Genomic DNA, 18,604 nt, shown 5'->3' with positions numbered 1-18,604 from the left:
CTTTGAGGCTTGAGTTCCGGGGCGTTGTGCATGGGGCCCTGAGGATCAGTGCGATTGCTTCGGCAGATTCAAACTACGCAGGATCGGAAGCCAGCGGTCCGCCTCGACCTTGATGAACCGGGCCAGCTCTTCGGGCGTGCCGCCGCGCGGCTCCATGCCGATGGCGCGGGCGCGGGCCACGAAGTCGGGGTCGGCGATCACCTGGTTCACGGCCTTGTTCAGCCGGTCGATCGCCGACCTGGGCGTGCCGGTAGGCACCGAGAGGGAGTACCACAGCGTGGCTTCCATGTCGAAGCCCTGTTCCTTGAACGTGGGGGCGTCGGGCACCTGCGGCAGGCGCCGCGAATCCATCACGCCGAGCACGCGCAACTTGCCCGATTTCACGTAGGGCAGCGATCCCGTGATGGACGTGCCGTGGATGTCGATCTGGTTGCCCAGCAGCGCCTGCAGCGCGGGGGCATCTCCGTTGAAAGGAATGTGCAAGGTGCTGATGCCTTGTTCCTTTTCGAAAGCGATGGGTGCCAGGTTGGTCAGGATGGCTGCGCCGGGCGAACCGCGGTTGATCTTGCCGGGGTTCTGCTTGGCGTAGGCCACCATTTCCTTGATGTTCTTGTAGGGCAGGTCGGTGCGACCCACGACGATGGCAGGCTGGTAGGCGATCTGCGTGACGGGCGCGAAGTCCTTCACGGGGTCGTAGGGCAGCTTCTCGTAGAGCACGCTGTTGTTCGCGAGCGTGCCCAGCGACGACACGAGCACCGTCTGCCCGTCCGGTTTGGCGCGGGCCACGTAGTCGGCGGCAAGGATGCCGCTGGCGCCGGGCTTGTTCTCGATAATGACGTTCAGCCCTTGCTTGCCGAGTTCCTGGGCCAGGATGCGGCAGTACTGGTCGGTGCCGCCGCCGGCCGCAAAGGGCACGACGAGGCGGGTCACCTGTTGCGCAAGGGCGAGGGCCGGGGCGAGGGCGCAGGCACCCAGCGCCAACCCCATGACGAGTTTTCGATAGCTCATTCTTGTCTCCTGTTCTGGTTCGAATCGAACGCTGGATTCAGTCTAGGGTGCAGCTCCCAGTGGTGATCTGCAAGGAATGAAAAGCAGCTTTGCGGGATGCGCCGACAGGGGCGCCAGCGCGCCCGCACACTTACCCGATGACCGTGAAGATCACCCGGGTCGGGACGACCAAAGATCAACTGGGCGAGAGCCCCTGCTGGGATGCCGATGCACAGGCGCTGAGCTGGATCGACGCGCTGGCCGGCACGCTGTGGCGGTTGAACACCGAGGCCGGGCTGCCCGAGCCGCACCCATTGCACGCGCCCGTGGGCTCGATCGCGCCATGCCGCAGTCAGGCCGTCGTGGTGGCGCTGCGCAACACCTTTGCGCGCTATGACTTCGCCACGCGGACACTGGAGCACCTGGCCCGCATTCCCGTGGACCATCCGAAGGTCCGCTTCAACGATGGCAAATGCGATCCGGCGGGCAACTTCCTGGCGGGCACCATGCACGTCGATCGCCAGGCCGGCGAGGCGGTGAAGGGCGGGCTCTACCGGCTGCGCCCCGACCTTCGCGTGGAGCACCTGGCCGACGACATCGGTTTTGCCAACGGGCCTTGCTTCAGCCCCGACGGCCGCGTGCTGTACCTGGCCGACAGCCTGGAGCGAACCATTTGGGTTTATGACTACGACCCGGATGGCCCCTTGCGAAACAAGCGCCTGTTTGCAAAGACGCACGCCTTCGACTCCGGGCCCGACGGGGCGACGGTGGATTCACAAGGGTTCCTCTGGACAGTGCTGACCCGCGCCGCCAAGCTGGCGCGCTATGCCCCGGACGGCACGCTGGAGCGCCTTGTCGAGTTGCCGGTGAGCTACCCCACGAGCATCTGCTTCGGCGGGCCCCGCCTGGAGCACATGTACCTGACCAGCATTTCACGCAGCGCGCGGCTGGAGGGCAACCAGGCGCAGGATGGCGGGCTGTTCGTGATCACCGGCCTGCCCGCCACGGGGCGTCTGCCCCATCACTTCGCCGACGTCTAGCGGGTCTCGCTTCTGAGCGCATCCGCCACGTAGTCCACGAAGGCCCGGACCTTCAGCGGCAGCACGCGGCTTTGCCGGAAGACGGCGAAGACGCCGTTGGAGAACGCCCGCACGGCAAAGCGGTATTCGGGCAGCAGCCGCACCAGGGTGCCGTCGCGCAGGTCGTCCCGCACGGTGGCCTCGGACAGCAGCGCCACGCCCATGCCGCCGATGGCGGCCAGCCGCAACAGCTCGCCGTTGTTAGCGCTGAGCACGCCCTGGATGGCCAACTCCTGCTGTTCGCCCGCCGGGTCGATGTACTTCCAGGTGATGACCTCGCGCTCGCGCCGGTAGGTGAGGCAGCGCACGTGCGGCAGGTCGCTGGGATGGCGGATGCGCGAGTAGGTCTTCACGAAGGCAGGGCTGGCCACCAGCACCTCGTCGCTGGACTGCAGCCGCTTGATGACAAAGCCCGAATCGTTGGACTCTCCGGTGCGAATGTCGACGTCGAAGTCGTGTTCCACCAGGTTGATGGGATGCTCGGAGAGTTCGAGCTCGACACGGATGTCGGGGTAGAGCTCCGCGAAGCGCGGCAGCAGCGGCGCGAGCACCCGCAGGCCGATGTGCGTGCGCGAATGCACGCGCAGGCGGCCTTCTGGTCGCTGGCGCGCGTTGTGCACGGCCTGCTCGGCCTCGCTCATGAGTTCGAGCATGGCCTCGGCCCGCTCCAGGAAGGCCTGGCCTGCTTCCGTCACCTTGAGGTTGCGGCTGGTGCGGTCCACCAGTTGCACGCCCAGTTCTTCTTCCAGTGCGCTGATGCGCCGCGAGATGGTCGCGGGCGAGAGGCTGAGGCTGCGGGCCGCGGCCGAGAGGCTGCCCTTTCTCTGGGTGGCCACAAAGATGCGCAGCGAGTCGAGGGCCTTCATTTCGAAAGACGCAAAGAAGCTGTGCGTTCGCTGGTGATCCACGCAGGCGTTGAGTTCCTACGATGGACCTCGATCAACACCAGCCAACCAGGAGCAACAGCGATGGATTTCGGAATCTTCATTTTGATGCAGCAGCGGAACAAGCATAAGACCTCCCACCAGATCCTGCGCGACGCCATCGAGCAGACGCGCCTGGCGGACGAACTGGGTTTCGGGGCCGCGTGGTACGCCGAGCACCACTTCAGCAACTACGGCATGTGCTCGTCGCCGTTGACCATGATCGCGCACTGCGCCGCGGTCACCCGCAACATCCGGCTGGGAACCGGCATTGTCGTCGCTCCGCTGTACACGCCGGCCCGCCTGATCGCCGATGTGGCGATGGTCGACCAGTTGTCGAACGGCCGTTTGAACCTGGGCATCGGCTCGGGCTACCAGCAGTTCGAGTTCGAGCGTTTCGGCGTGTCGCTCGAATCCGCCAAGGGCCGCACCTTCGAGATGCTCGACATGCTCGAGGCGGGCCTGCGGGAGCCGAAGTTCAGCTACGACGGTGCGTACTACCAGCAGCCGATGAGCGCCATCAGCCAGCGCGCGGTGCAGCGCCCCATGCCGCCGATGTGGATCACCAGCGTCGACCCCGCCTTCCTGTCGCGCGCCGTGAAGTCCGACCACCATGTGTTCGTCTCCGGCGGCGACGGCGGCCTGGAGAAGCTGGCGGGCACCCGGGCGCTCATCGACAAGGTGGCCACGGCAGAGGGCAAGGACCCGGCCGGCGTGCAGGTCGGCTTGCTGCGCGCGGCCTATGCCAGCAACAACAAGGACGAGGTGGAAAGCTATCTCGAGTGCGCCCGCTACCAGCGCCGCATCGCCGTGAGCCTGAAGCGCCGCACCGCGCAGATCGCCGACGACTACCAGGTCGAGGAAGGCATCGTCGAGGGCGAGCCCACGCTGGACGAGATGCGCGCGCTGCTGCCCGTGGGCGACATCGACACCGTGATCGAGCGCGTGGTCAACGAAATCCGCACGCTCAAGCCGGTGCACTACTGCTTCCAGACGCAGATGGGCGACTTCGACCACGCCACGATGCTGCGCCAGCTCGAGGTCTGGGGCAAGGTCATCATTCCGACGGTGCAGCAGGAGATCGCCAACGATCCGCCGCACCGGCCCGCGGTCCAGAGCGAACTCGCTGCGGCCTGAGGCCGAGCGCCAGGAGACGCCATGTCCGAAGTCGCTGAAGAAGAAAGCACCCGCGGCGCCATCGAGCCTGCCCAGTTCCGTCAGCTGCTCGGTTGCTTTCCGACCGGCGTGGCGGTCATCACCACCTGCACGCCGGACGGCCAGCCAGCCGGCCTGACCTGTAACTCCTTCAGTTCGGTCTCGCTGGACCCGCCGCTGGTGCTGTTCAGCCTGCGCAATGCGAGCCGATTGCTGGGAACGTTCCAGGCGGCGGACGGCTTTGTCATCAACATCCTCTCCGAGCAGCAGGATGCGCTGTCGGGCCGGTTCGCATCGAGCAAGATCGAGGACAAGTTCGAGGGCGTGCCGTGGCGTGCCGGCGCGCTGGGCATGCCACTGATCGACGATTGCCTGGCGAGTTTCGAATGCCGCGTGCACGCGGCTCACGAAGCCGGCGACCACACCATCTTCATCGGCGAGGTCCGGCACCTGAGCGCCGGGGCAGCCGACCAGGCGCTGGTGTTCTACAAGGGCGCCTACATGAAGCTGGCCGAGTCGCTGCGCAAGCTGGTCGTGGAAGGGCGGTTGGGAGACGCCGACATCGACGAGGCCTATCGCACGCTCTATGGCACGTTGCTGCGCCTGGCCAGCGAACGCGCCACCGAGGCTGAGCTGGACGCCGTGCATGAAGCCGCCGGTGCGATCGAGGCCCACCCCGACGACGCGCCGCTCAAAGAGCGCATCGCCTCCGCCAGTGCGTTCTTCTCTTCGATCGCCACGGCCGGCCACAACGAAGCGCTCACGCTGATGGCGCAGACCATGACCAGCGTGCTGCGCGAGCGCATGACGCATGTGCTCTCGGTGCGCCCGCGTCCCGACCTGTTTCCGCTGCGTCGCAAGGTGGCGCACAACCTGCGCCGGCGCGACGCCGCCGGTGCCACCGCCGCCCTGGACGAGCTGATCACGCAGCTGCGCAAGGGTTGAGCCTTTCCGAAATTCCACAGGAGACAAGATGTCCATCGACTACGCCGGCTTCCGGCGCGAACTCGAATCGTTCGTGCGCAGCGCCTGCCCGCCAGAGATCCGCGCCGTCGTCGCGGCCGGCCAGAAGATCACGAAGCGCGAATACCAGGCCTGGCAGAAGATCCTCAACGCCCAGGGCTGGGGTGCGCCGAGCTGGCCGCGCGAAGCCGGCGGCACGGGCTGGGACATCCGCCAGCGCCTCATCTTCGAGGAAGTGATGGCCGAGAACGACTGTCCGCCCCTGTACCACCATGGGCTGGGCCACATCGGGCCGGTGATCATCCGCTTCGGCACGCCCGAGCAGAAGGCGCGGTTCCTGCCGCGCATCCTCGACGGTTCGGACTGGTGGTGCCAGGGCTATTCGGAGCCCGGCTCGGGTTCCGACCTGGCCTCGCTGTCCACCAGTGCACGGCGGGAGGGCGACGAGTGGGTCGTCAATGGCCAGAAGATCTGGACCTCGCATGCCCACGAGGCCAGCATGATCTACATGCTCGTGCGCACGTCGAAGGAAGCGAAGAAGCAGGAAGGCATCTCGCTGCTGCTGGTGCCCATGGACACCCCGGGCGTCACCGTGCGTCCCATCAAGACCATCGATGGTTGGCACCACCTGAACGAGGTGTTCTTCGATGAGGTGCGCGTGCGCGCCGACAACCTTGTCGGCGAAGTCGGCAAGGGCTGGACCTGCGCCAAGTTCCTGCTCGAGCGTGAACGCCTCCCGCCGGCCAACGTGGCGCGGCTGGAACTCATGCGCCGCCAGGTCACGCAACTGGTGGAAGAGGCGAGCCGTGCCACTGCGGGGCTGCGCGACTTCAGCGGCCTGCACCACAAGCTGCTGCTGTGCGAGGCCGACGTGAAGGGCGCGCGCGTGATGATGGCGCAGGCCACCGACGACCTGATCCACCAGCGCCCGCTGGGCGTGCAGCCCTCGGTCATCAAGATGACCTGCGCCGACGTCGCGCAGCGCCTGACGACCATCGCCCTCGATGCGGTCGGTCCCGATGCCGCGCATCGTTTTCTCGTGGACGACGGGGGTGCCGGGGACGACGTGCCCGACGCCACCTGGATCCAGAACTACATGTTCACGCGCGCCCGCACCATCGCCGGCGGCACCTCCGAAGTGCAGCGCAACGTGGTCGCCAACGAACTCCTGGGAGCCTGAGCCATGTCCACATCTTTCCCGTCGCTCTTTCCCGGCATGCTGCTGGACGCGGCGAGCCGCTATGCCGAAGACCACATCGCCGTCGCGATCCAGGACGACCCCGTGCGCGAACTGGGCTGGACGGCCACCCTCGTGCCCGAGAAGACCGGCGGTGTCGGCGGCAGCCTGAGCGATCTGGCGTCCATCGTGGAGGGGCTCGCCACACACGGCCTGCAGCTGCCGGTGGTCGAGACCTGCGCCGTGGTGCCGCTGCTGTTGCAGGCCGCGGGCGCCGAAACGGCCAGGCGCTGGCTGGAGGCCGTGGCCGAGGGCAGCGTGCAGATGGCGCCCCTGACCGCCTTGTCTGCCACGCCCGACGTCCATGCAGTGACGGCCAGGCACCTCGACATCGGCTACGAGTTGAGCGGAACTGTGCAGGGCGTCGACGCGACGCTGCCTGTCACGCATTACCTCGTGCCTGCGCAAGTCGATGGCGAGGATGCCATCTTCCTGGTCGATGCCGAACGCATCGGCGCACCGAAGGCCCGCTACCGGACGATGGAGGGCCGCGTGGGCGCGGACTTCACGCTGGAACAACTGGCAGTGCCCGAGAGCGCGTGCATCGCGCGCGGTGCCGCCGCACGCGACGCGCGCGCCAAGGCCACCGATGCGGCCTTGCTGCTCACGGCCGCCGACACCGTGGCTGCGCTGGCCACACTCATCCGCCAGACCGTCACCCACCTGAAGGAGCGGCGCCAGTTCGGCGTGGCGCTCTCGAGCTTCCAGGTGCTGCGCCATCGCGTCGCCGACATGTACGTGAAGTACCTGGGCGCCAAGGGTCTGGTGATCCATTGCTTCAACGAATACGAGCAGGACGCGCCCGATCTGCGCCGCACCTTGCGCCTGGCCAAGGTGTCGCTGGCTGAATCGGCGCGCGCCTGTGCGGAGGCGGCCATCCAGATGCACGGCGGCATGGGCGTGAGCGAGGAGGTGCTGGCCACGCGCACGGCGCAGCGCCTCATCGCCTCCGAGTTCCGCTATGGCGACCGGCTCCTGCATGTCGCCCAACTGCTGGCGCCACAGGCGTGTGCACCGCAAGTTTCTTTTTCCAACCAAACCGGGAGTGTGCGATGAGCATCAATCTGGAAGTTTCCGACTACATCGCCGTCGTCCGGCTCGATAAGCCGCCGGTCAACGCGCTGGACCGCGCCACGCGCCGCCGCCTGATCGAGATCTTTGATGAAGTCTCCGAGCGCCCTGACGTGCGCGTGGCGATCCTCACGGGCACCGGCAAGTTCTTCTGCTCCGGCGCGGACCTGAAGGACCGCCCCAATGCCGACAAGGCCGGCGACTTCCTCGACCACAACCGCTGGACGCGCGAGACGGGCAATGCCATTCGCGAATGCGCCAAGCCCGTGATCGCGGCCGTCAACGGCCCCGCGCTGGGCGCGGGCTTCGGCCTCATGGCTGCGTGCGACATCTTCCTGGCGAGCGAGGACGCCACCTTCGCCATGCCCGAGATCAATGTCGGGCTCGCGGGCGGTGTCTCGATGCTGCGCACCATGGTCGGGCGGTCGTTCACGCGCCGCATGTTCTTCACCGGCATGAAGGTGCCTGCCGCCGAGCTGTACCGCCGCGGCGTGATCGACGAGGTGGTGCCCGCCGAGCAGCTGATGCCGCTGGCGCTGGAGATCGCGCAGGAGATCGCCTCCAAGGCGCCGCTGGCCATCGCCTATGCCAAGCAGGCCGCCAACATGATGGACCTGATGCCGCAGCGCGACGGCTACCGCTTCGAGCAGAACTTCACCATGGCGCTGGCCCGCACCGAGGACGCGCAGGAAGCCCGCACGGCCTTCCTCGAGAAGCGCAAACCCGTCTACAAGGGGCGCTGAGATGCCGGTCGTGGAAGTGGGGCGCGGCATGGACGCGCTGTTCGAGCCGCGCTCGATCGCCATCTTCGGCGCGTCGGACGACGTCACCAAGATCGGTGGCCGGCCGCTGCAGTTCCTGCAGAAGTACGGCTACGCGGGCGGCATCTATCCGATCAACCGCAAGGCGGGCTTCGTGCAGTCGCTGCCGGCCTACGCAACCCTGGACGACGTGCCCGCAGTGCCCGAGCTGGCCGTGATCGCCGTGCCGCCTGCGGGCGTGCTCGATGCGGTGAAGGATTGCGCCCGGCGCGGTGTGAAAGCCGCGGTCATCCTGTCGGCGGGCTTTTCCGAGATGAGCGAGGAGGGCGGTCGCCTGCAGGCGCAGATCGGCGATGTCGCCCGCGCCACCGGCCTGCGCGTGGTCGGCCCCAATTGCCTGGGCGCGATCGGCGTGCCCGACAAGAGCATCGCCACCTTTTCGGTGGCGCTGGAGTCGTCCTTTCCCGTGGCCGGTTCGGTGGGCATCGTCTCGCAAAGCGGCAACCTGGGCAGCTTCACCCTGCGCCTGGCGGGCGAGCGCGGCCTGGGCGTCAGCCGCATGCTGACGACGGGCAACGAATGCGACGTGGACATCGCCGATGCCATCGCCTCGCTGGCGGTCGACCCCGGCACGCGTGTGATCCTGTGCTGCATGGAAACCTGCCGCGACGGCGCGAAGCTGACGCAGGCCATGGCCATGGCCCGCGAGGCGGGCAAACCCCTGGTGGTCCTGAAGGTCGGCGTCTCGGAGGCCGGCAGCGAGGCCGCGGCCTCGCACACCGGCGCGCTGGCCTGTTCCGACGCTGTGTTCGATGCCGTGCTGCGCAACGGCGGCGCCATCCGCGTGCCCAGCATCGAGCAGTTGCTCGAAGTCGGCCATGCGCTGTCTGTCGTCGGCCCGGCGCATGTGCCCGGTGGCCACCGCGTGGCCGTGCTCACGGCCTCCGGCGGTTTCGGCGTGCTGCTGGCCGATGCGGCCAGCGCGCAAGGCCTGGCGCTGCCCAAGCTCGCCGCGCAGACGCAGGAACGCATCCTGTCGGTCGTGCCCTTCGCTTCGCCCTCCAATCCGGTGGACATGACGGCGCAGGTGTCGAGCCGGCCCGAGGTCCTGGCCCAGATGCTCGATGTGGTGGCGCGCGACGCCAGCTGCGATGCGCTGATCCTGCAGTCGGCCAATGCCTTCCATGTGCCCCGGCTGCGCGATGTGTTTCTTGCCGCGCTGGAACAAGTGCGCAAGGACCATCCTTCGCGCCTGATCCTCCTGTGTGCCCGCGCGCCGCAGGAGGTGCGGGCCACGCTCAACGGCATGGGCTTTCCCGTGGTCGAAGGCATCGATGCGGCCTGCGCGACGGTGGCGGCACTGCTGCGCTTCGGTGCGCGCGACGCCGCACGGGCCGCGGCGCCGGCCATCGAGCGCGTGCCGTTGGCCGCACAGGCCTTCGCCACCGAGGCGAGTGCCAAGGCCGTGCTGGCCGAAGTCGGCCTGCCCGTGCCGCGGGAGGCGATTGCCGCCAACCGCGACGAGGCGCTCGCCGCGGCGCGCGCAATGGGCTTTCCGCTGGTGCTCAAGATCGTCTCGCCAGACATCGCCCACAAGACCGAGGTCGGCGGCGTGTTCGTCGGCGTGCGGTCCGAAGCGCAACTGCTCGAGGAGTACGACCAGCTGCTCGCGCGCGTGGCGCAGAAGGCGCCCGGGGCCCGCATCGCCGGCGTGCTCGTCGCGCAGATGGTGCAGGGCGGCGTCGAGCTGATTCTGGGTACCAAGAAGGACCCCATGTTCGGCCCGATGGTGATGGTCGGCCTGGGCGGCATCTTTGCCGAGATCTTCAAGGACGTGGCACTGCAGCCGGCGCCTGTCGACGAGGCGCAGGCCACCGCCATGCTGCAGTCGCTCAAGGCCTTTCCGCTGCTCGACGGCGCGCGCGGCCGGCCCAAGGCCGATGTGACGGCAGCGGCGAAAGCCATCGTCGCGCTGTCGCGCTTTGCCGCGCGCCATGCCGACAGCGTGTCCGAGATCGACATCAACCCCTTGGTGGTGCTGGACCAGGGGCGCGGCGCGCATGCGCTGGACGCCCTGCTGGTGCCCGAGCCACCCCTCACGAAAGCCCACCCATGACCATGTCTCTTTCAGGCCGAGCGGCCTTCATCAGCGGTGCCGGCCACGGCATCGGTCGCGCCACCGCCCGCGCCATGGCCCGCCTGGGCGCCACGGTCGGCATCAACGACCTCAAGCCAGAATTCGTGGAGGAGGCCGTGGCCGAGATCCGCGCGCTGGGCGGCCAGGCCATCGGGCTGCCCAGCGATGTGTCGACGCGCGAAGGCATGCGCGAGGCCGTGGCGCAGTTCGTGCGCGATGCAGGGCGGCTGGACATCATGGTCAACAACGCTGCCTGGGTGCGCTACCAGCCGCTCGCCGAGATCACGCCCGAGGTCATGGACCGCATGGTGGAGATCGGCTTCAAGTCGGTGATCTGGGGCATCCAGGCCGCGGCCGAGGCCATGGACCCGGAGCGCGGTGGCTCGATCATCAACGTGGCGTCCATCGCCGCCTTCAAGTCGCCGATGCGGTCGGTGGTCTACAGCGGCATCAAGGCCGGCGTGCTGGGCATCACCCGCGCATCGGCGGCCGACCTGGGCGCGCGCAACATCCGCGTGAACGCGGTGGCGCCCGGCGCCGTGCCCACCGAGGGCACGGCCAAGCATCGCAACGCCGAACTCGACGCCCGGCGCATCGGGCGCACACCGCTGGGCCGCCTGGGCACGGTGGAGGACATCGCCGACGCCATCTGCTTCCTGGCCGGCGACGGCTCGCGTTTCTTCAATGCGGATGTGCTGCGCCTGGACGGCGGCGCTTCGGAGACCTCGCTGTGAGCGGCGCCGTTGCATCGCCCAAGCGCGTGCAGAACGTGTTCGTCGTGGCGAAGGAGCCGGCCCGCCTGCATGCCTTCTACGAAGGTGCGCTCGGCCTGCCGATGAAGTTTCGCGATGGCGACCGCTGGATCCAGTACGGCGTGGGCAACACCAACGTGGCCCTGGCCTGCCTGGAGGAGGCGGCGCCCGCCACGAGCGGGCTGGTGATGGTGCTGGAGGTGGACGATTTCGAGGGGGCGCAGGAACGCATCGTGGCCGCCGGCGGGCAGGTCCTGGGCCTGCGCGACATGGGCGACCACGGGGCCGTGCTGTCGCTGCGCGATCCCGAGGGCAATCTGGTGCAGCTCTTTTGGCGCGCCGCGCCCACTGCTGCATGAGTACACCCGAGCCGATGCCGGCGGCCTTGCAGTCGCTGCTGGACCGCGAGGCGATCCGCGACTGCCTGCTGCGCTATTGCCGCGGCATCGACCGCTGCGACGAGGCCGCCTTGCGTTCGGCTTACTGGGAGGACGCCACGGACTGCCACGGCGCGTGGAACGGCAGCGCCGCCGGCTTCATTGCGCAGGCGCTGCCCAGGCTGCGGCAGGGTGGACGCCGCGTCCACCAGATTACCAACGTGCTGATCGAACTGCATGGCAAGGTGGCTGCGGTGGAAAGCAGCTTCTTCGCGCTGCAGGCCACGGCCATGCAGCCCGATCGCGAGACCTTTCTTTGCGGTCGCTACGTGGACCGTTTCGAGCGTCGCGGCGGCGAGTGGCGCGTGGCCGCGCGGACCGTGGTCTACGACTGGATCGAAGAGCGCACACGGCCCGAGCTGACGCAGGACGACGCTGCCCTGTTCGGCGTGCGCCAGCCGGTCGGCAGGGCAGCGCCGCACGACGCCGTGTACGCGCTGTTGCGCGACGTGCGCGGCACCTGATGCCCACCGTTCTGCTCACCGGCGCTGCCGCGGGCATCGGCCGCGCCACGGCCTTGGCCCTGGCGCGCGAAGGATGGCGCTGCGTGCTGGTCGACGCCGATGCGCAGGCGCTGCAGCGCCTCGAAGCCGTCTGGCCGGCCGATGCCGAACCACCGATGAGCCTCGTGGCCGACCTGACGGATGCGGCGCGGATCGAGCGCCTGGGGCACGAGATTCCGCCGCTCGATGCATTGATCAACAACGCGGGCCTGTCGGCCGGTGGCGCCGAGGCCACGTCGGGCCATGACGACCGCTCGGCGGCTCGCCTTCTCGCGCTCAACCTGGCCGCGCCGGCGCGCATGGTGCAGGCCTGTGCGCCGCACCTGCGGCCCGGGGCGCGCATCGTCAACGTGGCGTCTGGTGCAGGCCTGCGCGCCATTCCGTGGCGCGGCCTCTACAGCCCCAGCAAGGCCGGCCTGATCGCGCAGAGCCGCGCGTTGGCGCAAGCCCGGCCCGACTGGACGGTGACCACGCTGGCACCGGGCTTCGTGCGCACCGAACTCGTGCAGCGCCTGATCGATGGCGGCCGGCTGAACCCGGCGCAGGCGGTGTCGAAGATTCCCATGGGCCGGATGGCCGAGCCCGAGGACATGGCGCACGCGTTGTGCTTCCTGGCCAGTCCCGGCGCGCGCGCGCTCACCGGACAACTGCTGGTGCTCGACGGCGGCTCGGCCGTGTGCGGAGGAAGCCAGCCGCTGCCAGCCTGCGCGCATCTGCTGCTTCCGTTCGATGCGCCCTTGCGCCCGCATCTCGAGTCCGTGCGCGAGCCGGCCTGGCATGCGGCACTGGGCGTGTGGGTGCGCGCGCATGCAGGCCACCTCGACCGCGCGGGCTGTCCGGCGGTCATCGACGCGCGCGCGCTGGAGGCACAGCCCGGCACGCGGCTCGATGCCGTGCTCGATGCGGCGCGCTGCTTTCGGTCGAGCCACGCTGCGCTGGCCAGCCTCACGCTGCTGCTGCCTGCATCCGAACCGGAGCTCGATTGGCAACTGGCCGGCGACGCCGACGCGGCCCGGATGCTGGTGGCCACGCTGGCCGCCGAATGGGGCGCGCACGGGTTACGCATCAACGCGCTGGAGCTGTCGCACGGCCTCGCGCCGCAGGCCTGCCTGCCGCTGCTCGACTACGTGGCCGGCCCGCGCGCGCAGTTTCTGACCGGGCAGGTACTGAGGCTCGGCACCGGGCATTGAGTTCCTGCGGCGGGCGCGTCGCCGTCTACTGCAGCCGTTCGTGACTCGGTGACTCGGCTTTCCCGGTGTCGGCCCGCCAACCGCTCGACCGCCGGCGTGTACGCCGCGTGCGAATGGCCGCAAGAGCTTCAGGCCTTCAGGGCCTCGCTCGCCGCAGCGCGAATCCGGTCCGCCGATTGCCGCGCGCGCCGCATGATGCCGCGCGTGTCGTAGGCCAGCAGCCGGCCGTTGCGCTTCACGATGCGCCCGTCGACCATGACGGTGTCGACGTTGGCGGCGCTGCCGCTTTGCACGATGGCGGTCTCGACGTTGCCGACCGGGCCCATGTTCAGGTCTTGCGTGCGCACCAGGATGATGTCGGCGCGCTTGCCTTCGGTGATCGAGCCGGTGACGTCGCCCAGCCCCATCGCGATGGCGCCGTTGAGCGTCGCCATCTCGATCGCCTCGGGCACGCCGACCGCCTTCGACTGCGCGCTGGGCGTGCCGGCCCATGGCACACCCAGGTTCCAGGTGAAGCGCATGGCCTCGAACATGTCGGGCGGCGCGATGGAGGTCGCGTCGCTCGACAACGAAATGGTCAGGCCCGCGTTGCGCATCGCGAAGAGCGCGGCACGCGCATCGCCGGTGCTGCTGAGCCGAAGTTCGGAATGCGTGGCAAAGGACAGAGGCGTTTTCGTGCGCGCCATGGCCGCCAGGTCAGCGGTGCTGGCGGGCACGTAGTGCGCGAGCATGAGATCCGGGCCCAGGTAGCCGCGCCGTTCATAGTCGACGGCATCGACGTTGTTCGGTGCCTCCTGCGGTGCGTGGATCGCAATGGGCAATCCGCTGGCCTTGGCGGCCTTCATCTCTTCGTGGAACACGGCGTCGGTGCTCTGCTGCGGGCCGCGCAGGTTCAGCCCCAGGTGCACCAGCCCGTCGAAAGGCGAACGCTCGCCGAACCACTCGCGCCGCACGCGTGCCAGGTCGTCGTAGCGGTTGAGCTCGTCGGCGGGCATCTTGTCGACGTGGCCGTAGGCGTAGCGGGCGCGCAGCAGCGAGTGCTGGTGCGCACGCAGTTCGGCATCGGCATGGGCGGGGGAGCGGGTGTTGTGCGACCAGTTGTGCACGGTGGTGGTGCCGCCGTTCGCCAGCTCGGCGCAGCCCAGCATCACGCTGTTGTAGAAGTCCTCGGGCGTGTACAGGGTCGAGGTCGCGTTCTTGGCGGGGTAGTACGAGAAGCCGCCGTCGCGCGCGGTGAAGCTGCGCCCGATGGCGCTCCACATGTGATAGTGCGAATTGACGAAGCCCGGCATGACGATCATGTCGGTCGCATCGATGATCTCCGCGCCAGCCGGTGCGCTCAGGCCGCGCCCGATCTTCTCGATCACGCCGTTGCGGACCCATACGTCGGCGCGCGGCAGCACGCCCTTCGCGCGGTCGACCGTGATGACCGCGCCGTTGCGGATCAGGTAATTGCCGCGTCGAAGGCCGGGCGATGCGGGCGCACGCGCTGTGCGGGCCGACACCGATGCCGAGCCGACCAGCGCCGGTGCACCGGTGGCGGCGACCATCAGGGCGCCTGCAAAACGGGTGAAGTCTCTTTTGGTTGTTTGCATGTCCAGACCCAATAGTTGCCAGTGATTGAAGTGATGGAAAGAGGAGGCGAAAGCCCCGCTCAGTACGCCTTGAGAAGAAACGCCGCGGTCATCGCCAGCCCCGTCAACACGACGAAGCCGCGCACCACCTCGGGCTTCAGTCGCCGTGCGAGCATGCCGCCGGCATAGCCACCCACCGTCGCACCGAGGGCCATCCACAGCGCGTGCGTCCAGACGATCGCGCCGCTGGCCGCGTAGATGGCGACGGCGATCAGCGTCAGGATCGCGGAGACGAAGTTCTTGATGCCGTTCATGCGTCCCATGTCCGTGTGCCCCAGCGCACCAAGCACGGCGAGCAGCAGGATGCCGAGGCCACCGTTGAAGTAGCCGCCATAGACGGCGACCGCGGCGATGCCCAGGTCGGCGAGCCACCGGCCTCGCGGCTTGTGGTTGTCGGTGGTGGCGAGCCTGCGGCGCACCAGGCCGGGCCCGATCGCGAAGAGCAGCGTCGCGGCCAGCAGAAGCCACGGCACGATGCGGGCAAAGGCATGGTTCGACGTCGACAGCAGCAGCGCCGCACCGGCCGCGCCGCCGAGTACCGACAGCACGCCCAGCCGCAGGAGCGAAGGCGACATCGGCCCAGACAGTTCCTTGCGCAATGCCCAGGCGCCGGCCAGGTAGCCCGGCAGCAACGCGGCGGTCCCGGTGGCGTTGGCCGACACCAGCGGCACGCCGACCATCGCCAGTGCCGGCAGCGTCAGGAAGCTGCCGCCGCCCGCCACGGCATTGAGTGCGCCGGCCAGGGCCGCGGCGCCGCCGAGCAGCGCCCCGTCGAGCAGCATCACGGCTTGCGTGCCGGCAGCGACATGCGATCGGTGTGCAGCAGCAGCGTGAGCAGCACGCCGACAGCCGCCAGCAGCGTGATCTGCACCAGCCCGGCCGTGCTCCAGCCGAAGCGCGAGGCGATGCCGCCGATGATGAAGCCCGCGACTGCACCCGCGCCGTACAGCGTGGTGACGAACACGCCCGTGGCGCGGCTCGTGAGCGAGGCATGCACCGCCTTGATGTGATACCCCGCCAGGTTCACGTACAGCACGCCGCTCACCACGAAGCCCCACGCGAAGGACAGCGCCGACTGCACCACCATGTCGGTGGGGCCCGAGAACATCAGGAAGCCCAGCAGGCCGGTGCCCGTGAAGCTCGCCGAGAGCACGAGCTTGGGATGGAAGCGGTCGCCGAGCCAGCCGCCGAAGATCGATGCGAAAACACCGAAACCGAAGATGCTCATCACGCGGCCAGTGTCCGATGGCGTGTAGTGCAGGTGCTCGCGCAGGAAGGTCGGGTACATGCCCAGGTAGCCGTAGATGCAGAGCCCACCGATGACACTCATGCCGGTCAGCAGGGCTGTGTTGCGGTTCCACAGGGTGGTGGCGCCGCGCTGGTCGGTGCGCCCGCCGGTGGCCGCCACGTTCTCGGTCATGCGCTTGCTCACGGTGAGCGCGATCACCACCATGGCGGCGAAGCCCGCGACGCCGAACACGATGAGCGGCAGGCGCCAATCGCGCTCGACGCCGATCAGGTGGCCGCCGAGCAGCGGCCCCAGGATCGCACCGATGCCGAAAGAGAAGTTGATGGCGCCCACGGCGGTGGCCCGGTAGCGCGCGAAGTAGCTCGCGGCAATGGCGATCACCACCGTCAGTTGCATCGCTTCGCCGATGCCGGTGACGGCCCGGTAGACGATCATGTCGGCGAAGCCGTACGAGTAGGCCGCCAGCAGCGTACCCAGCGAGAAGATCGCAATGCCGATCTGCAACACCGTCTTGCGCGACAGCCGCGCCAGCAGATAGCCGGTCGGAATGCCGGCCACGGCCATGCCCAGCGTGAAGATGGTGGACAGCAAGCCGGTGTCGGCCAGACTGAAGCCGAACTCCTTGCGCACGTCCGCGGCGATGAGCGGAAAGATCTGCCGGTCCATCGCGTTGAGCGCGTACGAGGCGAGCAGCACCAGGAACATGCCGATCTCCAGTGCGGTGATGGGCGCCTCGCGGCGCGCGCCACCGACCGCCGGTGAAATGACGGAGGTTGAGGAATGCACGTGTTGTCTCCTTCTCGCCGAGCGAGAAATCTGTTTGTTGTTCGTTCGTTGCACGGGATCGCCGGCGCTGTGCCGGCGAGGGTTCACGCAGCGGGGCTTGCCGCGCCGTACCAGTCGAGGATCTGCTCGCCGGTCAGGAAGGCCACGTCTTCATGCTGCTGGATGTGCGCCAGCGCTTCTCGGAAATAGCGCAGGCGGTGCGGCGCGCCCATGATGTAGGGGTGCACCACCAGCGCCATAACGCGGGCCGAATCTTTCGCGTCGGCGTAGAGCTGTTCAAACTGGTCGATGGCGCGGTCGCGGTACTCGCTGGCCTTGTGATGCTGGATCAGCATCATTGCCACGTCGTTGCATTCCTGCGTGTAGGGCACGTTCACGATCGCGCCGCCGTCGCGCGTCTTCAGCCGCACGGGTTGGTCGTCGAGCACCCAGTCGCACACGTACTCGTAGCCCTGCTCGGCCAGGATGTCGGGCGTGTGCCAGGTCTCGGTGAGCCCCGGGCCGAGCCAGCCGCGCGGGCGCTTGCCGGTGTAGGCGCGAATGGCCTCGGTGGTCTTGGCGATGTCCTCGACCTCGTCGGGGACCTTTTGCATGTTGCGCTGCCCGAAGCCGTGACCGATGAACTCCCACTGACGTTCCTTCGCCGCCTTGGCGATGGGCTCGTAGGCGCCGATGGCCGAACCGTTGATGGCGAGCGTGGCGTTGATGCCGAGTGCGTCGATCACTTCGAGCATGCGCCAGAAGCCGACGCGGTTGCCGTACTCGTGCCAGGCCCAGTTCGGGATGTCGGGCATCGGCGAACCGCCGGCCGGTGGTGTCAGCACGGTGCGGGGCATGGTCTCGTCGATGTTCCATTCCTCGACGTTGACGATCACCCAGACAGCCAGTCGTTTGCCGCCGGGCAACTTCAGTGCGGGGCGATCCGCGATGGACGAGTACGAGATGCGTTCGAGTGGTTTCATGGTGTCTCCGTGTGCTGTTGCGGGCTCAGACGATCTCGACCTGCAGGGGCGCGAGCCCGTCGATGCGGCCGGTGAGCTTGTCGCCGCGCTGCACCGGGCCGACCCCTTCGGGCGTCCCGGTGAAGATCAGGTCGCCGGGCAGCAGGCGGTATTGCTTGGACAGCTCGCTGACGATCTCGTGGACGTTCCAGATCATCTTTTCGAGCACCGAGTCTTGCCGCACCGCGCCGTTCACCGAGAGGTTGAGTGTTCCCGATCGGATGTGCCCGACCTTCGCCACCGGATGGATCGGGCCGCAGGGCGCCGAGTGATCGAAAGACTTGCCCTGTTCCCACGGCAGGCCGCGCTTGTTGCATTCGCGCTGGCGGTCACGCCGGGTCATGTCCAGGCCCGCAGCGTAGCCAAAGACGTGATCCAGCGCGTCCTCGGGCGTCACGTTCGACGCATGAGTGCCGATGGCCACGACGAGTTCGAACTCGAACTGAAAGTCGTCCGTCAGCGTGGGGTAGGGCACGCGCCCGTCGGTCACCACCGAGTCGGACGGCTTCTGGAAGAAGAACGGCGGATCGCGCTCGTCGCCTTCCTTCATCTCCCGGATGTGGGCCAGGTAGTTGCGGCCCACGCAGTAGACGCGGCGCACCGGAAAGCGCTGGTCGCTGTCCACGATGTCGATGGAAACGGGCAGGACCTGCAGGGCGTCGGTATTTGCGGGGACATCGGTCGCTTGCGCGAGTTCGGCCGTCGGGTGGGGGGGCATGGGTTTGTCTCTCTGGAAGGT

General features: G+C 68.2%; 18 protein-coding genes. 11 read left to right on the top strand and 7 right to left on the bottom strand.

The genetic code is table 11. From position 1 onward, the window contains the following. Nucleotides 1–45: 45 nt before the first annotated feature. Nucleotides 46–1,008, bottom strand: coding sequence for a Bug family tripartite tricarboxylate transporter substrate binding protein (locus tag AC07OH_RS11595; protein ID WP_495300730.1), 963 nt, complete (start codon nt 1,006–1,008; stop codon nt 46–48). A gap of 137 nt (nt 1,009–1,145) precedes the next feature. Here AC07OH_RS11595 and AC07OH_RS11590 point away from each other — a divergent pair, with 137 nt between their 5' ends. Continuing rightward, a complete protein-coding gene (locus AC07OH_RS11590; RefSeq protein ID WP_495300729.1) occupies nt 1,146–2,027 on the top strand; it encodes an SMP-30/gluconolactonase/LRE family protein in 882 nt (293 codons plus the stop codon). Here AC07OH_RS11590 and AC07OH_RS11585 read toward each other — a convergent pair. Then, nucleotides 2,024–2,932: a LysR family transcriptional regulator gene (locus AC07OH_RS11585; protein ID WP_062473426.1), complete on the bottom strand. Its 909-nt coding sequence runs from the start codon at nt 2,930–2,932 to the stop codon at nt 2,024–2,026. The genes AC07OH_RS11590 and AC07OH_RS11585 overlap by 4 nt on opposite strands. A gap of 102 nt (nt 2,933–3,034) precedes the next feature. Between AC07OH_RS11585 and AC07OH_RS11580 the strand changes: the two genes are divergently transcribed. The 10 genes from AC07OH_RS11580 to AC07OH_RS11535 are packed head-to-tail and all read left to right on the top strand — an operon-like array spanning nt 3,035 to nt 13,195. Continuing rightward, the gene (locus AC07OH_RS11580) at nt 3,035–4,126 is read left to right on the top strand and encodes an LLM class flavin-dependent oxidoreductase (protein WP_492684237.1); all 1,092 of its coding nucleotides are present in this window, start codon (nt 3,035–3,037) and stop codon (nt 4,124–4,126) included. A 21-nt stretch (nt 4,127–4,147) separates the two neighbouring features. After that, the gene (locus AC07OH_RS11575; protein ID WP_062473422.1) at nt 4,148–5,089 is read left to right on the top strand and encodes a flavin reductase; all 942 of its coding nucleotides are present in this window, start codon (nt 4,148–4,150) and stop codon (nt 5,087–5,089) included. A gap of 28 nt (nt 5,090–5,117) precedes the next feature. After that, nucleotides 5,118–6,287, top strand: a complete 1,170-nt coding sequence (locus AC07OH_RS11570) for an acyl-CoA dehydrogenase family protein (RefSeq protein ID WP_495300728.1) — start codon at nt 5,118–5,120, stop codon at nt 6,285–6,287. Nucleotides 6,288–6,290: 3 nt separating this feature from the next. Then, nucleotides 6,291–7,400, top strand: a complete 1,110-nt coding sequence (locus tag AC07OH_RS11565; protein WP_495300727.1) for an acyl-CoA dehydrogenase family protein — start codon at nt 6,291–6,293, stop codon at nt 7,398–7,400. Continuing rightward, nucleotides 7,397–8,158: an enoyl-CoA hydratase/isomerase family protein gene (locus tag AC07OH_RS11560; RefSeq protein ID WP_495300726.1), complete on the top strand. Its 762-nt coding sequence runs from the start codon at nt 7,397–7,399 to the stop codon at nt 8,156–8,158. The genes AC07OH_RS11565 and AC07OH_RS11560 overlap by 4 nt, the downstream gene beginning before the upstream one ends. A 1-nt stretch (nt 8,159) precedes the next feature. Next, nucleotides 8,160–10,292 (top strand): acetate--CoA ligase family protein, encoded by a 2,133-nt coding sequence (locus AC07OH_RS11555; RefSeq protein WP_495300725.1) that lies wholly within the window; start codon nt 8,160–8,162, stop codon nt 10,290–10,292. Continuing rightward, a complete protein-coding gene (locus AC07OH_RS11550) occupies nt 10,289–11,047 on the top strand; it encodes an SDR family NAD(P)-dependent oxidoreductase (RefSeq protein WP_495300724.1) in 759 nt (252 codons plus the stop codon). The genes AC07OH_RS11555 and AC07OH_RS11550 overlap by 4 nt, the downstream gene beginning before the upstream one ends. After that, the gene (locus AC07OH_RS11545) at nt 11,044–11,424 is read left to right on the top strand and encodes a VOC family protein (protein WP_495300723.1); all 381 of its coding nucleotides are present in this window, start codon (nt 11,044–11,046) and stop codon (nt 11,422–11,424) included. The genes AC07OH_RS11550 and AC07OH_RS11545 overlap by 4 nt, the downstream gene beginning before the upstream one ends. Continuing rightward, nucleotides 11,421–11,966: a nuclear transport factor 2 family protein gene (locus AC07OH_RS11540; protein WP_495300722.1), complete on the top strand. Its 546-nt coding sequence runs from the start codon at nt 11,421–11,423 to the stop codon at nt 11,964–11,966. The genes AC07OH_RS11545 and AC07OH_RS11540 overlap by 4 nt, the downstream gene beginning before the upstream one ends. Beyond that, complete coding sequence (locus tag AC07OH_RS11535) at nt 11,966–13,195, top strand: SDR family NAD(P)-dependent oxidoreductase (RefSeq protein WP_495300721.1); 1,230 nt, start codon at nt 11,966–11,968, stop codon at nt 13,193–13,195. The genes AC07OH_RS11540 and AC07OH_RS11535 overlap by 1 nt, the downstream gene beginning before the upstream one ends. A 128-nt stretch (nt 13,196–13,323) precedes the next feature. On the opposite strand, the gene AC07OH_RS11530 is transcribed toward AC07OH_RS11535, so the two are convergent. The 5 genes from AC07OH_RS11530 to AC07OH_RS11510 form a co-directional block, all read right to left on the bottom strand. Beyond that, entirely contained in the window at nt 13,324–14,790 is a 1,467-nt protein-coding gene (locus tag AC07OH_RS11530; protein WP_495300720.1) for an amidohydrolase family protein, read from the bottom strand. A 59-nt stretch (nt 14,791–14,849) separates the two neighbouring features. Next, nucleotides 14,850–15,608: a sulfite exporter TauE/SafE family protein gene (locus tag AC07OH_RS11525; protein WP_495300976.1), complete on the bottom strand. Its 759-nt coding sequence runs from the start codon at nt 15,606–15,608 to the stop codon at nt 14,850–14,852. 2 nt (nt 15,609–15,610) lie between these two features. Next, nucleotides 15,611–16,864 carry an MFS transporter gene (locus tag AC07OH_RS11520; protein WP_495300719.1) on the bottom strand — a complete coding sequence of 418 codons (1,254 nt, stop codon included), beginning with the start codon at nt 16,862–16,864 and terminating at the stop codon, nt 15,611–15,613. A gap of 83 nt (nt 16,865–16,947) precedes the next feature. Beyond that, entirely contained in the window at nt 16,948–17,826 is an 879-nt protein-coding gene (locus tag AC07OH_RS11515; RefSeq protein ID WP_495300718.1) for a polysaccharide deacetylase family protein, read from the bottom strand. 25 nt (nt 17,827–17,851) lie between these two features. Beyond that, complete coding sequence (locus AC07OH_RS11510; RefSeq protein ID WP_495300717.1) at nt 17,852–18,583, bottom strand: fumarylacetoacetate hydrolase family protein; 732 nt, start codon at nt 18,581–18,583, stop codon at nt 17,852–17,854. Nucleotides 18,584–18,604: the final 21 nt, after the last annotated feature.

This window comes from Variovorax sp. GW821-FHT10C12 (assembly GCF_059415405.1).
The sequence above is the reverse complement of the archived record's forward strand: the minus strand, read 5'-3'. Positions and strand labels throughout refer to the sequence as shown.

Coding starts and splice junctions, on each gene's coding strand:
- AC07OH_RS11510 (WP_495300717.1), bottom strand. CDS start 18,583: ATGCCCCCCCACCCGACGGCCGAACTCGCGCAAGCGACCGATGTCCCC.
- AC07OH_RS11580 (WP_492684237.1), top strand. CDS start 3,035: ATGGATTTCGGAATCTTCATTTTGATGCAGCAGCGGAACAAGCATAAG.
- AC07OH_RS11530 (WP_495300720.1), bottom strand. CDS start 14,790: ATGCAAACAACCAAAAGAGACTTCACCCGTTTTGCAGGCGCCCTGATG.
- AC07OH_RS11555 (WP_495300725.1), top strand. CDS start 8,160: ATGCCGGTCGTGGAAGTGGGGCGCGGCATGGACGCGCTGTTCGAGCCG.
- AC07OH_RS11565 (WP_495300727.1), top strand. CDS start 6,291: ATGTCCACATCTTTCCCGTCGCTCTTTCCCGGCATGCTGCTGGACGCG.
- AC07OH_RS11575 (WP_062473422.1), top strand. CDS start 4,148: ATGTCCGAAGTCGCTGAAGAAGAAAGCACCCGCGGCGCCATCGAGCCT.
- AC07OH_RS11515 (WP_495300718.1), bottom strand. CDS start 17,826: ATGAAACCACTCGAACGCATCTCGTACTCGTCCATCGCGGATCGCCCC.
- AC07OH_RS11550 (WP_495300724.1), top strand. CDS start 10,289: ATGACCATGTCTCTTTCAGGCCGAGCGGCCTTCATCAGCGGTGCCGGC.
- AC07OH_RS11535 (WP_495300721.1), top strand. CDS start 11,966: ATGCCCACCGTTCTGCTCACCGGCGCTGCCGCGGGCATCGGCCGCGCC.
- AC07OH_RS11570 (WP_495300728.1), top strand. CDS start 5,118: ATGTCCATCGACTACGCCGGCTTCCGGCGCGAACTCGAATCGTTCGTG.
- AC07OH_RS11585 (WP_062473426.1), bottom strand. CDS start 2,932: ATGAAGGCCCTCGACTCGCTGCGCATCTTTGTGGCCACCCAGAGAAAG.
- AC07OH_RS11590 (WP_495300729.1), top strand. CDS start 1,146: ATGACCGTGAAGATCACCCGGGTCGGGACGACCAAAGATCAACTGGGC.
- AC07OH_RS11540 (WP_495300722.1), top strand. CDS start 11,421: ATGAGTACACCCGAGCCGATGCCGGCGGCCTTGCAGTCGCTGCTGGAC.
- AC07OH_RS11560 (WP_495300726.1), top strand. CDS start 7,397: ATGAGCATCAATCTGGAAGTTTCCGACTACATCGCCGTCGTCCGGCTC.
- AC07OH_RS11595 (WP_495300730.1), bottom strand. CDS start 1,008: ATGAGCTATCGAAAACTCGTCATGGGGTTGGCGCTGGGTGCCTGCGCC.